Source organism: Kitasatospora sp. NPDC088351 (genome assembly GCF_040685575.1).
GTDB lineage: Bacteria > Actinomycetota > Actinomycetes > Streptomycetales > Streptomycetaceae > Kitasatospora.
In genome coordinates this window covers 26,187-47,162 of the sequence record NZ_JBFBIL010000042.1, presented here as the reverse complement: position 1 = coordinate 47,162, position 20,976 = coordinate 26,187, and the positions used below count along the sequence as shown (strand labels likewise).

Genomic DNA, 20,976 nt, shown 5'->3' with positions numbered 1-20,976 from the left:
GTGAGCAGCGATCGGGACGGCGTCTACGTCGGCGACAACGCGGCGGAGGACGACGACGACTGGTCCGACACGCCTGACTACACTCCCCCGTCCTGGTACGTGCAGACGGAGTCCGCGGCGGCTCCGGCGGCCGAGCCCGCGAGCGGCGCCCCGACGGCGCCGGGGCCGGCGCCCGGGCCGCCGGGCGGGGCCGGCGCTCCGGCGGCGGGGGGCGGTCAGGCCGCGTCCGCGCCGGCGGCGGTGCCCGCGCCGGTGCCCGTCCCGGATCCCGTGCCCGCACCGGCTCCGGTGCCTGCCGCCGCCCCGGTACCGGCCGGGCCGGCCGCGCAGTTCGCCCTCCCGGCGGACGGTCCCGCCGCGCCGCCGGCCGCCGCTGTTCCGGCTCCGGCTCCCGCACCGGTGCCCGTGCCGGAGGCGGTCCCGGCCCCTGCCCCCGCGCCCGCGCCCGCGCCTCAGGTCGAGGCGCAGCAGGTCCCGTTCGCCACGCCGACGGCTCCCGCGCCGGCCCCGGCGCCCGCGCCCGCTCCGGAGCACCCGCAGGCCCCGGCCCAGCCCTGGCCGCCGACGGACCCCGCGGCGTACCAGCAGCCGGGCCCGGCCCAGCCGCCCGTCGCCCAACCGCCCGTCGCGCAGCCCCCGGCCCCGCAGCAGGCGCAGCCGTACGCCGACCCGTACGCCCCGCAGCCGTACCCGCAGCAGGCCTACCCGCAGCAGGCCCAGCCGCCGCAGCCGCACCCCCAGGGCCAGCAGGCCCCCGCCTGGGCCACCCCGCAGGCCGCGGCCCCGCAGGCGCCCCAGGCTCCCGGCCCGCAGGCCGCCCCGGTCGACCCGCGCCAGGGCGGCTGGCCGCAGCCGGCCGCGTACCAGCAGCCGCTCCCGCACCAGCAGGCCCAGCCGCCGGGCCCGGGCCAGCCGTGGCAGCAGCAGTCCGGCGTCCCGCAGGCGCCCGCCGCGTTCCAGCAGTCCGCCGCCCCGCAGCAGGTCGCGCACGGCGCGCCGCTCGGCTACACCGCCGCCGTCGAGCTGTCCTCGGACCGCCTGCTGCGCAGCCAGCCGAAGCAGCAACGCCAGCAGCCGCGCTTCCAGTTCGGCGGCAAGGCCGCCGCGGCCGAGCGCAACCGCAAGCTGGAGATCATCCGCACCCCGGTGCTGAGCTGCTACCGGATCGCCGTGATCAGCCTCAAGGGCGGCGTCGGCAAGACCACGACCACCACCGCGCTGGGCGCGACCCTGGCCAGCGAGCGCCAGGACAAGGTGATCGCGATCGACGCCAACCCGGACGCCGGCACCCTCGGCCGCCGGGTCAAGCGCCAGACCGGCGCGACCATCCGCGACCTGGTGACGGCCATCCCGCACCTGCGCAGTTACATGGACATCCGTCAGTTCACCTCGCAGGACCTGAACTCGGGCCTGGAGATCCTGGCGAACGACGTCGACCCGGCTGTCTCGACGACCTTCAACGACTCGGACTACCGGCAGGTCATCGACGTCCTGGGCCGCCAGTACCCGATCATCCTGACCGACTCCGGCACCGGCCTGCTCTACAGCGCGATGCGCGGGGTGCTGGACCTGGCCGACCAGCTGATCATCGTATCGACGCCGAGCGTGGACGGCGCCTCCAGCGCCTCGACCACCCTGGACTGGCTCTCCGCCCACGGCTACGCCGACCTGGTGCAGCGCAGCATCACGGTGGTGTCCGGGGTGCGCGAGACCAGCAAGATGATCAAGGTCGAGGACATCGTCGCGCACTTCCAGACCCGGTGCCGGGGCGTGGTCGTGGTCCCGTTCGACGAGAGCCTGGCGGCCGGCGCCGAGGTCAACCTCGACATGATGCGGCCAAAGGTCCGCGAGGCCTACTTCGACCTGGCCACCCTCGTCGGCGAGGACATCATCCGCGCCCACCAGGCCGCCGCCCAGCAGCAGGCCGGCTGGCAGCAGCAGGCCCAGCAGGGCACCGCGCCCTACCCGGGCCAGGCCCAGCCCTACCCGGACCCGCAGCAGCAGCCCTACCCGCAGCAGGCCCCGCCGCCGTACCAGCAGGGTCCCGGCGGCCACCAGGGCGGCGCGCCCGCGCCCGGCGCGCCGTGGGCCCCGCCGCCGGGCCAGGCCCCGCCGCCCCCGCCCGGTTACGGCTACCCGCAGCCGGGCGCACCGGGCGCACAGCCGCCCCAGCCGGGCTGGCAGCAGCAGCCCCCGCCGCCGCCCGTCGGCTACGGCTACCCGCCCGCCTGGCCCGCCGCCGGACCGGAGGGGCCCAGGCCCGACGACCGGCAGCCCCCGCCGCCCGCACCGCCCGCCGGGTACGGCTACCCGCCGCCGCCCCAGCAGCCGCAGCAGTGACGCACGAGGGCCCGCCGACCGTACGGAACGGTCGGCGGGCCCTTTTGCCGCCCATACGACGGGCCGCGCCCGAAGCGCGTCGGTCAGAGCCCGTCGGTCAGCTCGCGGGCCTGCTTGACGTCGTCGGCCATCCGGTCCAGCAGCGCCTCGATGGAGTCGAACTTCTCCATCCCGCGCAGATAGGCGAGGAAGTCGACGGCCACGTGCAGCCCGTACAGGTCCAGGCCGACCCGGTCGATGGCGTAGGCCTCGACGGTGCGGGCGGTGCCGTCGAAGGTCGGGTTGGTACCCACCGAGATCGCGGCGGGCATCCGCTCCCCGTCGGCCGTCAGCCAGCCCGCGTAGACGCCGTCGGCCGGGACGGCGCTGTGCGGCACCGTCTCCACATTGGCCGTCGGGTAGCCCAGCTCGCGGCCGCGCTGCGCGCCGCGCACCACCACGCCCTCGACCCGGTGCGGGCGGCCCAGCACCTCACCCGCGCCGGCCATGTCGCCGGCCGCGACCAGCCGCCGGGTCAGCGTGGACGAGAACGGCTCGCCGTCCCCGGCCGTGCCGCGCACCTGGAGGTCGACGACCTCGACGTCGAAGCCGGCCGCCCGGCCCAGCTCGGCGAGGAGCGCCACGTCGCCGGCCGCCCGGTGCCCGAAACGGAAGTTCGGTCCCTCGATGACACCGCGCGCGTGCAGCGCGTCCACCAGCACCTGCTGGACGAAGGTCTCCGGGGCCTCCTGCGAGAACTCGGCGGTGAACGGCAGCACCAGGACGGCATCCACCCCGAGCTCCTCGATCAGCTCGGCCCGGCGCGGCTGCGGGGCGAGCAGCGCCGGGTGGCTGCCCGGGCGGACGACCTCGCTCGGGTGCGGGTCGAAGGTGACCACGACCGAGCGGACCCCGAGCTCACGGGCGCGCCCGACCGCCCGGTTGATGATCAGCTGGTGCCCGCGGTGCACACCGTCGAACGAGCCGATGGTGACGACGCTGCGCCCCCAGTCGGCGGGGATCTCCTCCAGGCCACGCCAGCGCTGCACCCTGACCGCTCCTTGATCCGTACGGCGCGTACCTTCTGTACGCTCAAACGCTCAAAACCCGAACCCCTATAGCGTGCCATGCGCCTGCCCCTGGTTCGGCACCGGAATGCGGGTTGGGCGTACCGGCGGCTGTCCGGACCGCTGGGCGGTTGTGCGTTCGGCCTCGGCGGCGGCGTACCGCGGGTCACGGCCGGCCGCCACCAGGCCCCGCATCCTGGCCGTCCGGGGCCCGCCGGGCGCGGCCGGGGCGCCGCCGTCCGGCCACCGCGCCAGCAGCAGTGCGAAGGCCGCCGAGCGACCGGCGCAGCGCACCAGCAGGTCGTCCGCCGCCGGCAGTGCGGCCGCCGCCCGGACCAGCACCGCCCGGGCCCGCTCCGGGCGCTCGGCCGCGCAGTGCTCGGCCAGCCGCTCCACGACGGCGGTCAGCACCACCGGGTCGCCCTCGGTGACCAGCAGGGTGTCCAGCAGTTCGCACCGCAGGGCGTCCGCGCCGGCCTCGGCGACGGGGGCCGACAGCACCTCCGCGAACGGCCGGCGGACGGCCGCCGCCGGAGCCGCCAGCGCGCTGCCGAGCAGCACCCGCAGCTCCAGCCGGGCGACCGGCCCGGCGGCGCCGCGCTCCAGCCGGCGGCCCAGGTAGTCCACCGCGATCGGCCCGGCCAGGGCCGGACGCTCCCTCAGCAGCCGGGCGGCCAGCTCGGCGCCCCGCCGGACGGCCAGCGGCGAGCGGGCGTCGGCCAGCACCCGCAGGGTTTCGGCGACCGCCGCGCCGGGCTCGGGCAGCCGGTCCGCGAGGGCGGCGAGGACGGCGTCCGGGTCGCTCTCCAGCGCCGGGGCCAGCGCCCGTGCGGTGAGAAAGGGGTCACCGCCGCTCCGGTAGCGGGCCAGGGCCGCCGGGAGGTGGGCGGCCCTGGTTCCGCCGTCCCGGACCAGCAGGGCGAGCGCGGCGCCGTGCAGGCCGGGCTCCTCCTCGCGGGCGAGCAGCGTCAGCGCGGTGAACCGCAGCAGCCGCTCCGCGGCGCCGTGCGCGTGCGGGGCGGCGCGCAGGGCGTGCACGGCGGCGGCGACGTGGCGGGCCGGGCGCCGGTCGTGGCTCCAGCGGTCCACCGCCCGGCAGAGCGCGGAGGGCTCCTCGGCGGCGAGGACGGTGAGCAGCGCGTCCGCCCTCGGGTGCGCGGCGTCGGCGAGGGCCTCCGTCAGATCGTCCAGCGCGAGGCTGCGGTGGGCGTACAGCAGGTCGTGGGCGAGGTCGGCGAGGGTGGTACCGGGGCGGGCGGGCAGGCCGTGCGGGTCGTCGAACCAGCCGCAGAGGTGCGGGATCACGGCGGCCGGGTCGGTGCGCAGCCGGGCGGTCACCACGGTCAGGAACGGCTGCCCGGGTCCGTCCGCGGTGACCAGCCGGCGCAGCAGCTCCAGTTCGAGGCCGGCGGGCAGCCCGAGGCCGGTCCAGAACGCCGGGCCGAACCGGCCCAGGCCGTCCTCCGGCAGCCGTTCGAACCCGCCTGCGGTGGCGGCGTGTTCGGCGATCCGTCCGGCCAACTGGGCGAGCAGGGCGCGGTGTTCGGTGATGTCCGGGCTGGCCGCCAGCCCGGCGGCCAGCAACCGGCCCGCCCACCAGCCGGGTTCGCTGCCGGGCGGCCGGAGGTCCAGGGCCCGCCAGAGCCGGTGCAGCCAGGGGTCGAGGGCGGGCGCGCCCCAGGTCTCGGCCGGTCGCCGGAGCGCGGCCACCACCGGGCCGATCCGGTGCCGGGGGACGCCCGGGCCGCCGCCCGGCGGCCGGGTGTCCTCGGCCTCGCCCAGCAGCAGCCGCAGCGCCGCGTCCAGGTCCAGGTGCAGGCCCTGCAGCCAGTCGGACAGTTCGCCGTGCGCGAGCCGGTAGCCGGGACCGGCGGGCACGAACAGGCCCTCCGCCAGCACCGCCGTCGCCCAGCCGCCGGCGGCCGGGAACAGTTCCTCGAACGCCGCCCGGCCGAGGCCGCCCTGCTCCGCGCCGAGCATCCGCCGGGACGCCTCGTGCACCCGGCCGGCCACCGCCGCCGCCAGCCGCCGCACCCGGCCGTGCCCGGGGCCGGGCGGCCGGGCGCTGCCCCGCCGGTGGGCGCCCGGGCGGCGGAGGCCACCGTCCTCGGCGAGCCGCTGGGCCACCCGCAGGCAACGCAGGTCGAGGTGGGCCGCGAACAGCTCGCCCCGGCGCACCGGCTGGCCGCGCAGGCCCTCCGCCCACAGCTCCCCGGCCAGCCGGACGGCCAGCGGGTGCCGGGCGTCCCCCGGGGAGAGCAGGCCGGGCGGCACCCCGTACCGCCGCCGCACCCGGTCGGCCGCCTCGGCGGGCAGCGGGCCCAGCGGGTGGACGGCCGGGGTGGCCGCCAACCCGCCCGAGGCATCCGGCACTTGGCCGCCTGCCGGGACCGCCGCAAGCCGTTCCCAGGCCTCCTCCCCGCAGGCCGTCAGCAACCGCGCGCCGCAGGCCGTCAGCCACTCCCCCGCTGCCCGCAGCCAGGGGGCGCCGAGCGGGGCCGGGGCCTCCTCGGGACCGTCCAGAACCACCAGCAGCGGCCGCCCCGCCGCCGTGCAGAGCTCCGCCACGGCGGCCGGTCCCGGCGGCGGGGTGCCCAGCTCCGCCGCCGCCAGAGCCAGTGCGCGCTCCACCGCGTCGGCGAGTGAGGCGTCCTCGGCCCGCAGGTCGGCGCCGCGCAGCCAGAGCGTGGGCAGCGGGTGGGCGCCGTCGGCACGGCGGACGGCGAGCGCGGCGAGTTCGGTGGTGCGGCCGCTGCCGGCCGGGCCGACCAGGGCGGTGACCGTCGCCGACGGCTCCTCCCCGGCCAGGCCGTCCGGACGGTCCACCCGGTCGGCGGCGAGGGCGGCCACCCGGCCCGGGCCGGCGCCGGCGGCCGCCAGCCGGGCGGCGGTCAGCCGCAGCACCCCGGCGAGGTTGAGCGCGGTGCCGTACGCCGGGACGCCGACCGCGTTCCGGGCCAGCGCCGCCAGCAGTTCCGGCGCGGGCTCCCCCGGCCCGCCGGTCGCGGGTACGGCCGGCAGCGCGCCGGCCCGCCCGGGGCCGCGCAGGGCGGGCGCGGCGAGGCCGACCACCGCGCCGCTGCGGGCGTCCAGCACCGGCGCCCCGGCCGGCACCAGCACGCCGTCGGCGGCCGGCACATCGAGCAGCAGTACCCCGCCGAGCAGGTGGAAGCCGCCCGGCCGGGCGTAGCCGGCGGCGGTGACCCCCAGGGCGTCGCAGCGCAGGGCCACCACCGTGTCGTCCCCGGTCAGCCCGGGCACCACCGGTTCGGGCCCGCCGCCCGCCGCCGCGACCGGCAGTGGCGGTACCGGCAGCCCGCCGACGGCGTCGGTGCGCAGCAGGGCGAGCCCGTGCCCGGGCAGCGGCAGGACGCTCTCCGGGCCGAGGACGCGGGTCTGGCCGCCGGGGGTGTGCAGGACGACCCGGTCGAGGCCCGCGACACTCTCGTGCGCGGTCAGGACGGTGCCCTGCGGGTCGACGACGAACCCCAGCCCGTGCAGCCGTCCGCCGAGGTCGCGGATCCGCAGCAGGTACCGCCCCGGATCGTCCGCCACCTCGTCGCCGTCCAGGAATCCCGGCATGCGCGCAGCCCTCCCCGCAGGGCCGGGCGGCCCGGGGGCGGACGCGTCACGGCGACCTGCTCGCCGCCGGGGAGCCTGCCCGCCGCAGGCGCGGCCCGACCGCGCCTGCGCCGTTCACCACCGGCGTTCACCTCGCGCGCTCCCCTGTGCGAGTGAACTTGGACGCGAATCCGCCTGCTGCGCGGCCCCGCCGGGTCAGCCCACGAAGACGGCGAGCGGCTTCGCCTGCCCGCCCTTCTCCTCCACCAGGGCCAGGAAGCGGTCGTCCGGCCCGAACACCGCGACCGGTCCGTCCACCCCCAGCCCGGGGGCCTTCAGCCGGGCACCGTGGGAGAGCAGCTCGGCCTGCTCGGCGTCGAGGTCCCAGCGCGGGAAGGCGGCCGCGGCGGCCGCGCCGATCGGCAGCACCTCCAGCCCCGTACCGCCGGTCACCCCTTCCTCCAGCTGCTCCAGGGTCCGCGCCGACTCCACCCCGTACGGGCCGACCCTGGTGCGCCGTAGCGCGGTGAGGTGGCCGCCGACGCCGAGCCCGGCGCCGAGATCGCGGGCCAGCGCCCGGATGTAGGTGCCGGAGGAGCACTCGACGGTGACGTCCAGGTCGACCACCGGCGTACCGTCCTCGGCGACGGCCGCCCGCCGCTCGTGCACGGTGAAGGAGTGGATCGTGGTCGGCCGGGCCGCCAGCTCGAACTCCTCGCCCTCGCGCACCCGCGCGTACGAACGCCTGCCGTCGATCTTGATCGCGCTGACCTTGGACGGCACCTGCATGATCTCGCCGGTGAGCGCGGCGATCCCGGCGTCGACGGCCTCCCCGGTCACACCGTCGGCCGGGACGGACGCGGTGACCTCGCCCTCCCGGTCGTCGGTGACGGTGGTCTGGCCGAGCCTGATGGTCGCCTCGTACGTCTTGGCGGTGAGCATCAGATGGCCGAGCAGCCGGGTGGCCCGCTCGACCCCGATGACCAGCACGCCGGTGGCCATCGGGTCCAGCGTGCCGGCGTGGCCGACCTTGCGGGTGCCGGCCAGCCACCGCAGTTTGGCGACCACCCCGTGCGAGGTGATGCCCTCCGGCTTGTCCACGATGACCAGGCCGTCGGGGCCGGTTCCCTTGCGCTTCATCTGTTCTTTTCTGTGAAGGCTCTACTGGAGGAAAGCTCTGCTGGAAGTGGTCAGCGGACGGGCCGCAGCGCGCCCCGGAACCGCTCGACCACGGCGGCCACGTCCTCCCGGGCGGCGAACCCGGCCGCGTAGGTGTGCCCGCCGCCGCCGAGCGCCGCGCAGGCGGCGGCGACGTCCACCGCGCCCTTGGAACGCGAGGAGCCGCGCAGCGTGCCGTCCGGGTCCTGCTTGAGCACCAGCGCCACCTCGGCCTCGGCCGGGCGTCGCAGGATGTCGATCAGGCCCTCGATCTCCTCGACGGTGACGCTGAAGAGCACCAGGTCCTGGTACGGCACCCAGGTCCACACCAGGCCCAGGCCGTCGGCCGCGTCGGGCTCGTAGACGGCCCGGTCGAGCGCGCCGGCGAGCACCTTGAGGTAGCCGAAGGAGGAGGTGTCCCACAGCTGCCGGGAGATCAGGTCGTGCCGGATCCCGGTGGCCAGCAGCCGGGCGGCGAATTCATGGGTGGCGGGCGTGGTGGCCCGGTACTTGAAGGAGCCGGTGTCGGTGGCGACGCCGGTGTAGAGGCAGGTGGCGAGGTCGTGGTCGAGCTCGACGCCGAGCCTGCCCAGCAGTTCGTCCACCAGGACGGCGGTGGCCGGCGCGGACGGGTCGATCAGCTGATGGGTGCCGAAGCCGGGGTTCGAGGCGTGGTGGTCGATCACCACCAGCACGGGCGCGGCGAAGGCCTTGCCGTGCAGCAGCCCGAGCCGGCTCTCCGCGGCGACGTCGAAGCAGAGCACCAGCTCCGGGGTGTCGGGCACCTCGGAGGCCGGCACGATCAGCTCCTGGCCGGGCAGGAAGGCCAGCGACTCCGGCACGATCTGCGGGTCGTCGCCGAACGACACCCGCACCTCGTGACCGAGCCCGCGCAGCGCCAGGGCGGCCGCCAGGGCCGAGCCGAGCGCGTCACCGTCCGGGCAGATGTGGCAGATCAGGTCGATCGAGCAGGCCCGCCGGATCTCGGCGACCACCTGCTGCCAGACCAGCTCGAACCCGGGCGTCTCGGAGCGCGGCCCCGGAAGCACCGCGAGGGCACCCTCCACCGTGCTGGTGGATGACGCCCCCGTGGTTGCCGCTCCTGCCGCCGAACCGGCCTGCGCCGGCTCACCCGCCATGACTACTCGTCCTCGTCGTCACGCTCGGACGCCGGGACCTTGTACGGGTCCGCGCCGCCGGCGTAGGTCGCGCCCGCCGCGGTGGTGCGCACCGCGGCGTCGATGGCCCGGGCCCGGTCGAGCAGGTCGTCGATGTTCCGGGCGTTCTCCGGCAGGGCGTCCGCGACGAAGGTCAGCGACGGGGTGAAACGCACCCCGGTCTGCTTGCCGACCTCGGAGCGGAGCACGCCCTTGGCGCTCTCCAGCGCGGCGGCCGTGGCCTCGCGCTCGGTGTCGTCGCCGTAGACCGTGTAGAAGACGGTGGCCTCGCGCAGATCGCCGGTCACCCGGGTGTCAGTGATGGTCACGAACCCCAGCCGGGGGTCCTTGATCCGCCGTTCCAGGGTCTGGGCGACGACCACCTGGATGCGGTCGGCGAGCTTGCGCGCCCTTGCGGTGTCGGTCACGTTGCCTCCTCGTGCAGTGGGCCCGGTACCCGGGTGAGCTGCGCACCCGTCGGGGCCCACGCCCCAAAGTACCGGCCCGCGCCCAGCCTTGTGGGCGCTCTCGGTCCTGATCTGTGTGAGAACGGCGACTTCCGCCGCCGCGCACAGATCTCAGTCATCGTCGTCGCCGTGGTAGCGCCTCCTGGCGGAGAGCAACTGGACTTCGGGGCGGCCGGCGACCAACCGCTCACAGCTGTCCAGGATCTCGGTGACGTATCCGGCGTCGCCGGACACCACCGCCAGACCGATCTCGGCCCGGCGGTGCAGATCCTGGTTCCCGGTCTCGGCAGCGCACACGCTGTACTTGCGCTGCAGTTCGGCCACGATGGGCCGCACGATCGAACGCTTCTCCTTGAGCGAGTGGACGTCGCCCAGCAGCAGGTCGAAGGTGAGTGTTCCCACGAACATGTATGACAGGTCTCGCCGACCTGGAGGCCTCGGGGGCAGCCCTGAACCGGGCTGATACTGCTACATCTGACTACCCCGGACCCTACACAGCGAGACCGGGGCCGGTCGACGGAAATACCACCCGTCGACCGGCCCCGGCAGCCACTCGCCTACGCGCGCGGCTTCTCGCGCATCTCGTACGTCTCGATGACGTCGTCGACCTTGATGTCGTTGAACGACCCCAGGGTCACACCGGCCTCGAAGCCCTCGCGGACCTCGGTCGCGTCGTCCTTGAAGCGGCGCAGACCCTCGATGGTGAGGCTCTCCGCCACGACCTTGCCGTCGCGGATGAGGCGGGCCTTGGCGTTGCGGCGCAGCAGGCCCTCGCGGACCAGGACACCGGCGATGTTGCCGAACTTGGAGGAGCGGAACACCTCGCGGATCTCCGCGGAGCCGAGGCGCACCTCCTCGTACTCGGGCTTGAGCTTGCCCTTGAGGGCCGACTCGATCTCCTCGATCGCCTGGTAGATGACCGAGTAGTACCGGACGTCCACGCCTTCCTTGTCGGCCGCGGTACGCGCACGGCCTTCGGCGCGCACGTTGAAGCCGATGATGATGGCGTCCGAGCCCATCGCCAGGTCCACGTCAGACTCGGTGATGGCACCCACACCGCGGTGCAGGACCCGGAGTTCGACCTCCTCGCCCACGTCCAGCTTGACGAGGGCGTCCTCGAGGGCCTCGACCGAACCGGAGACGTCACCCTTGATGATGAGGTTGAGCTGCTCGATGGAGCCGGCGGCGATGGCCTTGTCCAGGTCCTCCAGGGACACCCGGACCCGACGCTGCGCGAAGGCGGCGTTGCGGTCGCGGGCCGAGCGCTTCTCGGCGATCTGACGGGCGGTGCGGTCCTCGTCGACGACGATGAAGCTGTCGCCGGCGCGGGGCACCGAGGTCAGACCGAGCAGCAGCACCGGACGGGACGGGCCCGCCTCGGCGAGGTTGTTGCCGTTCTCGTCGAGCATCGCGCGGACGCGGCCGTAGGCGTCGCCGACCACGATCGAGTCACCGACGCGGAGGGTACCGCGCTGCACGAGCACGGTCGCCATGGCGCCGCGGCCCTTGTCGAGGTGGGCTTCGATCGCAATACCCTGCGCGTCCTGGTCGGGGTTGGCCCGCAGGTCGAGCGAGGCGTCGGCGGTCAGCACGACCGCCTCCAGCAGCTGGTCGATGTTCAGACCCTGGCGCGCGGAGATGTCGACGAACATGGTGTCGCCGCCGTACTCCTCGGCCACCAGACCGAACTCGGTCAGCTGACCGCGGACCTTGGTCGGGTCCGCGCCCTCGACGTCGATCTTGTTGACGGCGACCACGATCGGCACACCCGCGGCCTTGGCGTGGTTCAGCGCCTCGACCGTCTGCGGCATGACACCGTCGTTGGCCGCGACCACCAGGATCGCGATGTCGGTGGACTTGGCACCACGGGCACGCATGGCGGAGAACGCCTCGTGACCCGGGGTGTCGAGGAAGGTGATCGGACGCTCTTCGCCGTTGACGACGGTCGCGACCTGGTAGGCACCGATGTGCTGGGTGATGCCACCGGCCTCGCCGGCCACCACGTTGGACTTGCGGATGGCGTCCAGCAGGCGGGTCTTACCGTGGTCGACGTGACCCATGACGGTGACGACCGGCGGGCGCGGGGCCAGCTGGTCCTCGTCGCCCTCGTCGGCACCGAAGTCGATGTCGAACGACTCCAGCAGCTCGCGGTCCTCGTCGTCCCGGCTGACGATCTCCAGGATGAAGCCCATCTCGCCGGCCAGCAGCTCGAGGGTCGCGTCGGAGACCGACTGGGTCGCGGTGACCATCTCACCGAGGTTGAACATCACCGAGACGAGCGCGGCCGGGTTGGCGTTGATCTTCTCCGCGAAGTCCATCAGCGAGGCGCCGCTCGACAGGCGAACGGTCTGGCCGTTGCCGCGGGGCAGCATCACACCGCCGACGGACGGGGCCTGCATGGCCTCGTACTCCTGGCGCTTCGCCCGCTTCGACTTGCGACCGCGAGCCGGGCGACCGCCCGGGCCACGACCGAAGGCGCCCTGCGTGCCACCACGGGCACCCGGGCCGCCGGGACGGCCACTGAAGCCACCCGGACGCGGGCCGAAGCCACCGCCGCCACCCGGGGCACCGCCACCGGGACGCGGGCCGCCGAAGCCGCCACCGGCCGGACGCGAGCCCGGACCGGCCGGACGGCCGGCGAAGCCGGGACGGGCACCGCCCGGAGCACCCGGACGGCCGCCGGGGCCACCCGGACCACGGCCGCCGGGGCCGGGACGCGGGCCCGGAGCCGGACGCTGCGGCATCATGCCCGGGTTCGGGCGCGGCATGCCGGACGGGGTCGGGCCACCGGGGCGCGGACCGGCCGGACGGGGCATGCCGTCGGGACGCGGGGCACCACCGGGACGGGGGGCACCGGCACCGGGGGCACCGGCCGGACGCGGACGGTCGCCACCCGGACGGGGGGCACCGGCACCGGGGGCACCGGCCGGACGCGGACGGTCACCGCCCGGACGCGCCGGACGGTCGCCGCCCTGCGCGCCGGGGGCACCGGCCGGACGCGGACGGTCGCCACCCGGACGCGCCGGACGGTCGCCGCCCTGCGCACCCGGGGCACCCGGACGGGCACCGGGCGCACCCTGACGACGCTCGCCGGGGCGGGCCATACCGGTGGCACTGCCCGAGGTGAACGGGTTGTTGCCCGGACGCGGACCGGCCGGACGCGGGCCCGGACGGGCGCCACCGGCGGCAGGACCGGCCGCCGGACGCGGGGCCTGGGCGGCCGGACGCGCGGCGGGGGCGTCGCCGGCCGGAGCCGGCGAGGAGAACTCGGCCGCCGGAGCAGCCGGGGCCGCGGGCGCGGCAGCGGCGGGGCGAGCCGCCGGGCGCGGGCCCGGGGTCGGCGCCGCGGCGGGACGCGGGGTCGCGGCGGGCGCGGCCGGGGCGGCGGGAGCCGCGGCGGCCGGGGTGGGACGGGGGCCCGGGGTCGCGGCAGGGCGCGGACCCGGGGTCGGGGCACCCGGCTTGGGTGCGGCCGCGCCGGCGGCGGAGCCACCGGCGGGCTGGGGCGCCGCGGGCTTGCGCGGGCCCGGCTTGGCAGCGGAACCGCCACCGGTGGGGGCCACTCCCAGCGCGTCAGTCAACTTGCGTACGACCGGCGCCTCGATCGTCGAGGACGCCGAACGGACAAACTCGCCGAGCTCGGTGAGCTTGGCCATGACGGCCTTGCTCTCCAAGCCAAGCTCCTTGGCGAGTTCGTAAACCCGGACCTTAGCCACTTCACTCCTGTCTATGAGTCCGGGGTGTCTCGTCCGCCGGACCGTCGCTACTTCATGGGCGTACCCATCGCGTACTCATCGCGTACTCATCGAGTGCTCATCGCAATCTCGACCTACTTCCACATCGCGAGGTACCTGACTGGTGGCACGGCGCGCGGCTGCCCGAGCGCTGTGCTTGTTGCGGTGGTTCTCCGCCGCAGAGCGGCGGCCGTAGCGGAAGGTGCCCACCGGGCGGGCCTGAGTGGACTCAGGGCCCCGGGGTGTCGCCTGCCCGCTCCTCGATGTACTCGCGGAGCCGCTCCGTGTCGAGCGCGCCCTGGAGCCGGAAGGCCCGGGGGAACGCCCGACGGCGGACCGCGAGGTCGAGGCAGGCCGGTTCGGGGTGCAGGTACGCGCCCCGGCCCGGCAGTGCGCCACGGGGGTCGGGGACGCAGACGCCCTCAACCGCCGTGACACGCAACAGCTGGTGCTTGGCCGCTCGCTTGCGGCAGCCCACGCAGGTGCGTTCCGGGCGTGCTCGGACATGCGTCCGGCCAGACGAAGGCAAGTCTACCCCTCCGAAGGGACATGGCGCCGCCCCGCCGATCCGGGAAGGACCGGCGGGGGGCCTGTGACGACGCTGACTACTGGTCCGAGGATTCCCGGCCGCCGTTCTCCGGCTGCCCCTCGGTGTCCGGGCGGATGTCGATCCGCCAGCCGGTGAGGCGGGCGGCCAGGCGGGCGTTCTGCCCCTCCTTGCCGATCGCCAGCGACAGCTGGTAGTCCGGCACGATCACCCGTGCGGAGCGCTGGGCGAAGTCGACGATCTCCACACTGGTCACCCGTGCGGGGGACAGCGCGGCGGCGACCATCTCCCGCGGGTCCTCCGACCAGTCCACGATGTCGATCTTCTCGCCGTGCAGCTCGCCCATCACCGCGCGCACCCGGCTGCCCATCGGGCCGATGCAGGCGCCCTTGGCGTTCAGCCCGGCCCGGCGCGACCAGACCGCGATCTTGGTGCGGTGACCGGCCTCACGGGCGATCGCCGCGATCTCCACGCTGCCGTCCGCGATCTCCGGGACCTCCAGCGCGAACAGCTTCTTCACCAGGCTGGGGTGGGTGCGCGAGAGCGTCACCGAGGCGCCGCGGACACCGCGCCGCACCGCCACCACGTAGCACTTCAGACGGGTGCCGTGCCGGTAGTCCTCGCCCGGGACCTGCTCCTGCGGCGGCAGGATGGCCTCCAGCTTGCCGATGTCCACCAGCACGTTCTTCGGGTCGTTGCCCTGCTGGACGACACCGGTGACGATGTCGCCCTCCTTGCCCGCGTACTCGCCGAACGTCTGGTCGTCGGCGGCGTCGCGCAGACGCTGCATCATCACCTGGATGCCGATGCTGGACGCGATCCGGCCGAAGCCGCTCGGGGTGTCGTCGAACTCCTTCGGCTCGACGCCCTCCTCCAGCTCGGCCGGGTCCTCGGTCGCCCACACGGTGACATGGCCCGACTTGCGGTCCAGCTCGACCCGGGCGCGGCGGCGCGAGCCCTCGGTGCGGTGGTACGCGGTGAGGAGGGCGGACTCGATGGACTCGACCAGCAGGTCGAAGGGGATGTTCTTCTCGTTAACCAGCGTGCGCAGGGCGCTCATGTCGATGTCCACGGCTACGCCTCCTCGTCTTTCGTCACGTACATGGTGCGGTCGGTGCGCAGGTCGTCACTCCGCACCGTCGTCCCCCTCCTCGGGGGCGTCGTCGTCCGCCGAGGCGTCCGCGAAGTCCTCGGCCTCGTCGAGGAGCTGCTCGTCCTTGCGGTTGAACTCCACCTGGACGCGGGCCCGCGCCACCTCGGCGTACTCCAGACGGCGCTCCTTGGCCCGGCCCCGGCCCTTCACCGGCTGGACCTCGACCAGCGCGCCGTCCTCGTCCGCCTCCAGCACCCGGGCGACGATCTCGCCGCCGTCGGACAGGTGGATCCTGGCCAGCCGGCCCTCGGCCCGGCGCCAGTGGCGGGGCTCGGTGAGCGGACGCTCCGCGCCCGGCGAACCGACCTCCAGCACATACGCGCCGGAGCCCATCACGTCGGACTCGTCCAGGGCCTCGCCGACCACGCGGCTGAACTCGGCGATGGCGTCCAGGTCCACGCCGCCGTCGGCGTCCACGTCGATCTGCACCTGGCGGCGGCTGCCCGTCCGGGTGACCTTGACGTCCTCCAGGTCCAGGCCCGACTGAGCGGCCAGCGGCTCCAGCAACGCGCGCAGCCGGTCGGTGTGGGTGGTGCTCATCCGGGTGGACTCCTCGGCCGCGTCTGCTGTTGTCAGAAGGTCGCTCCGCGTCCCCTGGCGCCGGTCGGGCGCAGACCGGGTCGCGGCAGCTCGGCCCAAAGCCTATCCGGTGAAGCCGCCAACCACCGATTCCGGGCAGCGCACGGCCGCCCGCGCGACACCCACTGCGAGCAAGGTCACACCGGCGGGCCGGGACGCGGTGTGATCGAATCCGTGCCCGGCTACGTGAGGATTCTGTAATCATTCACGCCAACGAGGGCAGGCGGGCAGGCCGTCCTCCCGTACACGCCCCGGAGTGACGACGATGCAGCCGCCCAGCCGACGGACCTTCCTGGCCCTTGGGCTGCTCCTCACCGCGGGCGGCGCGCTCACCGCCTGCACCGGCTCCCACGACGGCGACGGCGGCGGGCCGGGCGACCGCCGCCGCCCCGACCCGGACGAGCCGGTCCGGCTGCGCGCCGTCACCGACACCGACACCCTGCTCGCCGGGTACGACGCCCTGCTGGCCGGTCCGGGTGCCGGGCAGGCCGCGCAGCTCCAGCCGCTGCGGGCCGAGGTGGTCCAGCACCGGGCCGCGCTGGCCGCCGGGCTGCCGACGGCTTCGGTCTCCCCCGGTACCGCCGCCTCCTCCGCGTCCGCGTCCCTGTCGCTGTCCCCGTCCACGGCACCGACCTCGGCCGTCGGTACCGAGGCCGCGCTCGCCTCGCTCGAACGGCAGACCGCGCAGGCCCGGCTCGCCGACCTCGGCGCCGCCTCGCCCCAGCTGGCCCGGCTGCTCGCCTCCGTCTCCGCCGCCGGGGTCCTGCACGCCGTCGCCCTCGGCGACGACGCCCCGCCGACCACCCCGGCCCCGCCACCGCCCGTACCGTCCGCCGCTCCCACCACCGCCCCGTCCTCCTCCTCGCCCTCCCCGTCGGGGCCGGTCTCGCCCTCGGCGGCCGCCAGTGGGGCGGGGCTGAGCCCGGAGGCCGTCACCGCCCTCCAGCGCGCGCTGAGCTCCGAACACGCCGCCGTCTACGGCTACGGCGTGGTCGGCGCCCGGCTCCCCGACGACCAGCAGCGCGCCGACGCCCGGACCGCCCTGGCCGCCCACCAGGCCCGGCGGGACGCCTGGCAGCGGGTGCTCGGCGGGGTCGGCGTCACCCCGAGCGCCGCGGCCGCCGGGTACCAGCTGCCGTTCGCCGTCACCGACGCGGCGGGCGCGGGCCGGCTCGCCGCCCATATCGAGACCCGCCTCGCGGCCGTCTACGCCGACCTGGTCGCCGCCACCACCGGCCCCCAGCGCGCCACCGCCGCCGACTCCCTGCGCGACAGCGCCCTGCGTGCCCGGCGCTGGGGCGCCGCCGCCACCCCCTTCCCCGGCCTCCCCGACCCGGCCGTCCCCACCCCCGGCACCACCGGCCCCGGCACGACCCCGACACCGACCGCCTGACCTGCGGTCCCGCCGCCCGCCGGGCTTCCCCCGCTCATCCCCTTCGCGTCGCTGACCTGCGGTTTCGCAGATATGGCCGACAATGGACGGGTAGTACCACGGGGGAAGCGCCAACCGGAAGGCCAGCATGTCGGCAGCACCAGGGCAGATCACCGTCCCCGCCTGGCTGACGCACAGCGTCGGCGAGGGCGAGGGTGAAGCGGGGCGGCGCTGGCTGGCCGGGCTGCCCGCGCACGTGGCCACCCATCTGGCCCGCTGGAACCTCACCCTGGAGCGGGTGCTCGACCCCGGGGGCGCGCTGAGCCTGATCGGGTACGTCCGACGCGACGACCTCACCCCCGCCGTCCTCAAGGCCGGCCTGCTCACCCCGGAGACCGCCCAGGAGCACGCCGCCCTCACCCACTGGGCCGGCCGCGGCGCCGTCCTGCTGCTGGACGCCGACCCCGCCGAGGGGGTGCTGCTGCTGGAGCGGCTGCACGGCGAGATCCCGCTGCGCTCGCTGGCCGAGCCGAAGGCGATGCTGGAGGCCACCAGCCTGCTGCGCCGGCTCTGGACGCCGGCGCCCAAGAGCCACCCCTACCAGAGCCTGGCCGGCCGGGTCGCCGTCGGCTCCGACGGCCTGCGCCGCCACCGCGAACTGCCCGGCGCGGCCGAGGCCGCCGCCCTGGTGGCCGAGGCCCTGGAGACCGCCGAGGGACTGCTCGCCTCCGCCGACGAGATGTTCCTGCTGCACGGCGACTTCCACCACGGCAATGTGCTCGCCGCCGACCGCGCGCCCTGGCTGGCGATCGATCCCCGCCCACTGGTCGGCGAACGCGCCTACGACCTGGCCCGGCTGGCCCTGGACCGGGCGGACACCCTGATCGGCTCCCCGGGCGCGGCCGCCGCGGCCCGCCGCCGGCTGCGTCAGCTCTCCGACGCCCTGGAGGTGGAACAGGACCGGCTGCGCGGCTGGACGCTGTTCCGCGCGGCCGACCTCGGCCTGCGCGCCCTGGCGGCGGGCCGCCGGGAGGACGCCGAGCTCTACCTGGAGTTCGCCGGAGTGCTCTGACCCGGCCCGCGCAACGGCAGCGGGGCGCCCATCACCGCGTACAGGCGGTCGGTGTTCGGGAAGTGCACCGCGCGGGCGAGGTCCCGGTAGCCGAGCGAGCGGTAGAGGCGGCGGGCGGGCGTCTCGGCGTCGATCGCGGAGAGGATGCTGCGCGGCCGCCCGGACCGCTCGCAGAGCGTCCGGATCAGACCGGAGCCGATCCCCTGCCCCTGGAACTCGGGCAGCACGTGCAGTTCGGTGACCGCGAAGACGTCGTCCAGCCAGTCGCCGTACCCGCGCGCCTCCAGGTAGGGCTCGATCACGCTGCTCCACCAGTGCTCGCGGTGGTTGGGCATCCCGTACCCGAAGCCGACCAGCCGGCCGCCGCTCAGCGCGCCGAGCGCGATCACCCCGGGCTGCTGGGCGTGCCGCCCGACGATGTGCAGCCGTACCGCGACCTCCTCGGGCGTCAGCCCGAACGCCACCGCCTGGACATCGAGGGCCTGCGGCGCCCACGTCGCAAGGTCGATGGCCTCGATCGTCACCCCGGTCAGCTGATCCATGCCCCGGACGTTACTACCCGTCCGGCCCGCCCGCGGGCGGAGGTCAGAACAGGACGCTCATGAAGGCGCCGACCTCGCGGAAGCCCACCCGCCGATAGGCCGCCCGGGCCCGCAGGTTGTAGTCGTTGACGTACAGCGAGACCACCGGGGCGACCTCGCGCAGGGCGATGTCCAGCACGGCCGCCATGCCCGTCTCGGACAGGCCCTGACCGCGGTACTCGGGGGCCACCCAGACGCCCTGGATCTGGCAGGCGCCCTCCGTGACGGCCCCGACCTCGGCCTTGAACACCACCCGGCCGTCCTCGGTGATCCGGGCGAACGAGCGCCCGGCGGAGACGAGTTCGGCGATCCGGGCCTGGTAGAGCAGCCCGCCGTCGCCGGCCAGCGGGGAGACCCCGACCTCCTCGGTGAACATCGCCACACAGGCCGGCATCAGCGTCTCGATCTCGTTCCGCCGCACCCGCCGCACCAGCGGGTCGGGGTCGATCTCGGCCGACGGCACCGCGGTGGCGAGCAGTGGCTGGTGGGCCCGGATCTCGCGGGGCGGGCCCCAACTGCGTTCCAGCAGTGCCCAGAGGGCGGCGGTGGGCCCGGCCGGGCCCACGATCGAGGAGCAGCGGCGGCCCTGCCGGCGGGCGCGTTCGGCGAAGGCCTGGACGGCCTGCGGCCCGGCGTTCACCAGGACCAGGTTGGCCCCGGCGTAGCAGAGCGCGTCCAGCTCACCGCGCTCGTCGTACCAGCCCCACATCTCGCCGCCGAGCCGCCAGGGATCGAGACCGACCGCCTCGACCCGGGTGGCGACGAAGGCGTTGGCGACCGGGTCCCGGCGGAGCACCTCCAGGGTGTCCGCGAGGTCGGGTGCCTCCAGGACGCGGGTGGTCGCCAGGGCCCGGGCGGCCTGGAACGAGCTGGGGAGCATCGCACCTCGATCGAGCATCGAGACAGCACCTCACTAGACGACTCTGGCCGCACCCTATCCCGTGGCCCCACCCGGCTACGGCCGCGGGGCCGTCCGCGCACGGACGGCCCCGCCTTCGGAAAACACCGCGATCAAACCACCCGCGTGGTCACTCGCCCGCGACGACGGTCGGAGCACCCGCCTCGACGCCGTCGGCCTGCATCTGCTCGGCGAGCTTGAGGGCCTCCTCGATCAGCGTCTCGACGATCTTCGACTCGGGGACGGTCTTGATGACCTCGCCCTTGACGAAGATCTGGCCCTTGCCGTTGCCCGAGGCGACCCCGAGGTCGGCCTCACGGGCCTCGCCGGGACCGTTGACGACGCAGCCCATGACCGCGACGCGCAGCGGCACCTCCATGCCCTCCAGGCCGGCGGTGACCTCCTCGGCGAGCTTGTAGACGTCGACCTGGGCGCGGCCGCAGGACGGGCAGGAGACGATCTCCAGGCCGCGCTGACGCAGGCCGAGGGACTCCAGGATCTGGTTGCCGACCTTGATCTCCTCGGCCGGCGGGGCCGAGAGCGAGACCCGGATGGTGTCGCCGATGCCCTCGGCGAGCAGCGCGCCGAAGGCGACCGCGGACTTGATGGTGCCCTGGAAGGACGGACCGGCCTCGGTCACGCCGAGGTGCAGCGGGTAGTCGCAGGCGGCGGCGAGCTGACGGTAGGCGTTGATCATCACGACCGGGTCGTTGTGCTTGACCGAGATCTTGATGTCACGGAAGTCGTGCTCCTCGAACAGCGAGCACTCCCAGAGCGCGGACTCCACCAGCGCCTCGGGGGTGGCCCGGCCGTACTTCTCCAGCAGGCGCTTGTCGAGCGAGCCCGCGTTGACGCCGATCCGGATCGGCGTCCCGGCGGCCCTGGCGGCCTTGGCGATCTCGCCGACCTTGTCGTCGAAGGCCTTGATGTTGCCCGGGTTCACGCGGACCGCGGCGCAGCCGGCGTCGATCGCGGCGAAGACGTACTTCGGCTGGAAGTGGATGTCGGCGATGACCGGGATCTGGGACTTCTTCGCGATGATCGGCAGCGCGTCCGCGTCGTCCTGGGAGGGGACGGCGACCCGCACGATCTGACAGCCGGAGGCGGTCAGCTGCGCGATCTGCTGCAGCGTGGCGTTGATGTCCGAGGTCACCGTGGTGGTCATGGACTGCACCGACACGGGGGCGTCGCCGCCGACCGGTACGTTGCCGACCATGATCTGCCGGGAGACACGGCGCCGGGCGAGCGGCTTGAGCGGCAGGGACGGAATACCGAGCGAGATCGCGGTCATGTGCGCAGGGTTCCCCGGGG

Annotated in this window: 16 protein-coding genes; 3 read left to right on the top strand and 13 right to left on the bottom strand. The window is 75.3% G+C overall.

The features are described from left to right. A complete protein-coding gene (locus tag AB0P06_RS25720; protein WP_363611196.1) occupies positions 1-2,340 on the top strand; it encodes an AAA family ATPase in 2,340 nt (779 codons plus the stop codon). 83 nt (positions 2,341-2,423) lie between these two features. Here the strand turns inward: AB0P06_RS25720 and AB0P06_RS25715 are convergent, their stop codons facing one another. The 10 genes from AB0P06_RS25715 to rimP all read right to left on the bottom strand — a co-directional run bounded on the left by AB0P06_RS25715 (position 2,424) and on the right by rimP (position 15,703). Beyond that, positions 2,424-3,368 (bottom strand): bifunctional riboflavin kinase/FAD synthetase, encoded by a 945-nt coding sequence (locus tag AB0P06_RS25715; RefSeq protein ID WP_363611194.1) that lies wholly within the window; start codon positions 3,366-3,368, stop codon positions 2,424-2,426. Positions 3,369-3,434: 66 nt separating this feature from the next. Continuing rightward, positions 3,435-6,968, bottom strand: coding sequence for a serine protease (locus AB0P06_RS25710; protein WP_363611192.1), 3,534 nt, complete (start codon positions 6,966-6,968; stop codon positions 3,435-3,437). Positions 6,969-7,163: 195 nt separating this feature from the next. Further along, entirely contained in the window at positions 7,164-8,087 is a 924-nt protein-coding gene (gene truB / locus AB0P06_RS25705; RefSeq protein ID WP_363611190.1) for a tRNA pseudouridine(55) synthase TruB, read from the bottom strand. A gap of 50 nt (positions 8,088-8,137) precedes the next feature. Next, positions 8,138-9,244: a DHH family phosphoesterase gene (locus AB0P06_RS25700; protein WP_363611188.1), complete on the bottom strand. Its 1,107-nt coding sequence runs from the start codon at positions 9,242-9,244 to the stop codon at positions 8,138-8,140. Positions 9,245-9,246: 2 nt separating this feature from the next. Further along, positions 9,247-9,690 (bottom strand): 30S ribosome-binding factor RbfA, encoded by a 444-nt coding sequence (rbfA, locus tag AB0P06_RS25695; protein ID WP_363611186.1) that lies wholly within the window; start codon positions 9,688-9,690, stop codon positions 9,247-9,249. Positions 9,691-9,840: 150 nt separating this feature from the next. Continuing rightward, positions 9,841-10,137, bottom strand: coding sequence for a DUF503 domain-containing protein (locus AB0P06_RS25690; RefSeq protein WP_363611184.1), 297 nt, complete (start codon positions 10,135-10,137; stop codon positions 9,841-9,843). A gap of 149 nt (positions 10,138-10,286) precedes the next feature. Continuing rightward, on the bottom strand, positions 10,287-13,445 hold the full coding sequence (gene infB / locus AB0P06_RS25685) for a translation initiation factor IF-2 (protein WP_363611182.1): 3,159 nt from the start codon (positions 13,443-13,445) through the stop codon (positions 10,287-10,289). A gap of 247 nt (positions 13,446-13,692) precedes the next feature. Next, positions 13,693-13,941 carry a YlxR family protein gene (locus tag AB0P06_RS25680; RefSeq protein WP_363611180.1) on the bottom strand — a complete coding sequence of 83 codons (249 nt, stop codon included), beginning with the start codon at positions 13,939-13,941 and terminating at the stop codon, positions 13,693-13,695. A 127-nt stretch (positions 13,942-14,068) separates the two neighbouring features. Continuing rightward, positions 14,069-15,082 carry a transcription termination factor NusA gene (nusA, locus tag AB0P06_RS25675; protein ID WP_363611178.1) on the bottom strand — a complete coding sequence of 338 codons (1,014 nt, stop codon included), beginning with the start codon at positions 15,080-15,082 and terminating at the stop codon, positions 14,069-14,071. A gap of 54 nt (positions 15,083-15,136) precedes the next feature. Beyond that, positions 15,137-15,703 carry a ribosome maturation factor RimP gene (gene rimP / locus AB0P06_RS25670; RefSeq protein ID WP_363611176.1) on the bottom strand — a complete coding sequence of 189 codons (567 nt, stop codon included), beginning with the start codon at positions 15,701-15,703 and terminating at the stop codon, positions 15,137-15,139. 304 nt (positions 15,704-16,007) lie between these two features. On the opposite strand from rimP, the gene AB0P06_RS25665 reads away from it, so the two are divergent. Both AB0P06_RS25665 and AB0P06_RS25660 read left to right on the top strand, forming a co-directional pair. After that, the gene (locus tag AB0P06_RS25665; RefSeq protein WP_363611240.1) at positions 16,008-17,135 is read left to right on the top strand and encodes a ferritin-like domain-containing protein; all 1,128 of its coding nucleotides are present in this window, start codon (positions 16,008-16,010) and stop codon (positions 17,133-17,135) included. Between the two features lie 127 nt (positions 17,136-17,262). After that, a complete protein-coding gene (locus tag AB0P06_RS25660) occupies positions 17,263-18,186 on the top strand; it encodes an aminoglycoside phosphotransferase family protein (protein ID WP_363611174.1) in 924 nt (307 codons plus the stop codon). Here the strand turns inward: AB0P06_RS25660 and AB0P06_RS25655 are convergent. The 3 genes from AB0P06_RS25655 to ispG all read right to left on the bottom strand — a co-directional run bounded on the left by AB0P06_RS25655 (position 18,159) and on the right by ispG (position 20,956). Further along, positions 18,159-18,728 (bottom strand): GNAT family N-acetyltransferase, encoded by a 570-nt coding sequence (locus AB0P06_RS25655; protein WP_363611172.1) that lies wholly within the window; start codon positions 18,726-18,728, stop codon positions 18,159-18,161. The two genes, AB0P06_RS25660 and AB0P06_RS25655, sit on opposite strands and share 28 nt — an antisense overlap. 43 nt (positions 18,729-18,771) lie before the next feature. Beyond that, positions 18,772-19,647: a GNAT family N-acetyltransferase gene (locus tag AB0P06_RS25650; RefSeq protein ID WP_363611238.1), complete on the bottom strand. Its 876-nt coding sequence runs from the start codon at positions 19,645-19,647 to the stop codon at positions 18,772-18,774. A 148-nt stretch (positions 19,648-19,795) separates the two neighbouring features. Continuing rightward, a complete protein-coding gene (ispG, locus tag AB0P06_RS25645) occupies positions 19,796-20,956 on the bottom strand; it encodes a flavodoxin-dependent (E)-4-hydroxy-3-methylbut-2-enyl-diphosphate synthase (protein ID WP_363611170.1) in 1,161 nt (386 codons plus the stop codon). Between the last annotated feature and the right edge of the window lie 20 nt (positions 20,957-20,976).

Coding starts and splice junctions, on each gene's coding strand:
- AB0P06_RS25710 (WP_363611192.1), bottom strand. CDS start 6,968: ATGCCGGGATTCCTGGACGGCGACGAGGTGGCGGACGATCCGGGGCGG.
- truB (WP_363611190.1), bottom strand. CDS start 8,087: ATGAAGCGCAAGGGAACCGGCCCCGACGGCCTGGTCATCGTGGACAAG.
- AB0P06_RS25700 (WP_363611188.1), bottom strand. CDS start 9,244: ATGGCGGGTGAGCCGGCGCAGGCCGGTTCGGCGGCAGGAGCGGCAACC.
- AB0P06_RS25690 (WP_363611184.1), bottom strand. CDS start 10,137: ATGTTCGTGGGAACACTCACCTTCGACCTGCTGCTGGGCGACGTCCAC.
- rimP (WP_363611176.1), bottom strand. CDS start 15,703: ATGAGCACCACCCACACCGACCGGCTGCGCGCGTTGCTGGAGCCGCTG.
- AB0P06_RS25665 (WP_363611240.1), top strand. CDS start 16,008: ATGCAGCCGCCCAGCCGACGGACCTTCCTGGCCCTTGGGCTGCTCCTC.
- AB0P06_RS25660 (WP_363611174.1), top strand. CDS start 17,263: ATGTCGGCAGCACCAGGGCAGATCACCGTCCCCGCCTGGCTGACGCAC.
- AB0P06_RS25655 (WP_363611172.1), bottom strand. CDS start 18,728: ATGGATCAGCTGACCGGGGTGACGATCGAGGCCATCGACCTTGCGACG.
- AB0P06_RS25650 (WP_363611238.1), bottom strand. CDS start 19,647: ATGCTCCCCAGCTCGTTCCAGGCCGCCCGGGCCCTGGCGACCACCCGC.
- ispG (WP_363611170.1), bottom strand. CDS start 20,956: ATGACCGCGATCTCGCTCGGTATTCCGTCCCTGCCGCTCAAGCCGCTC.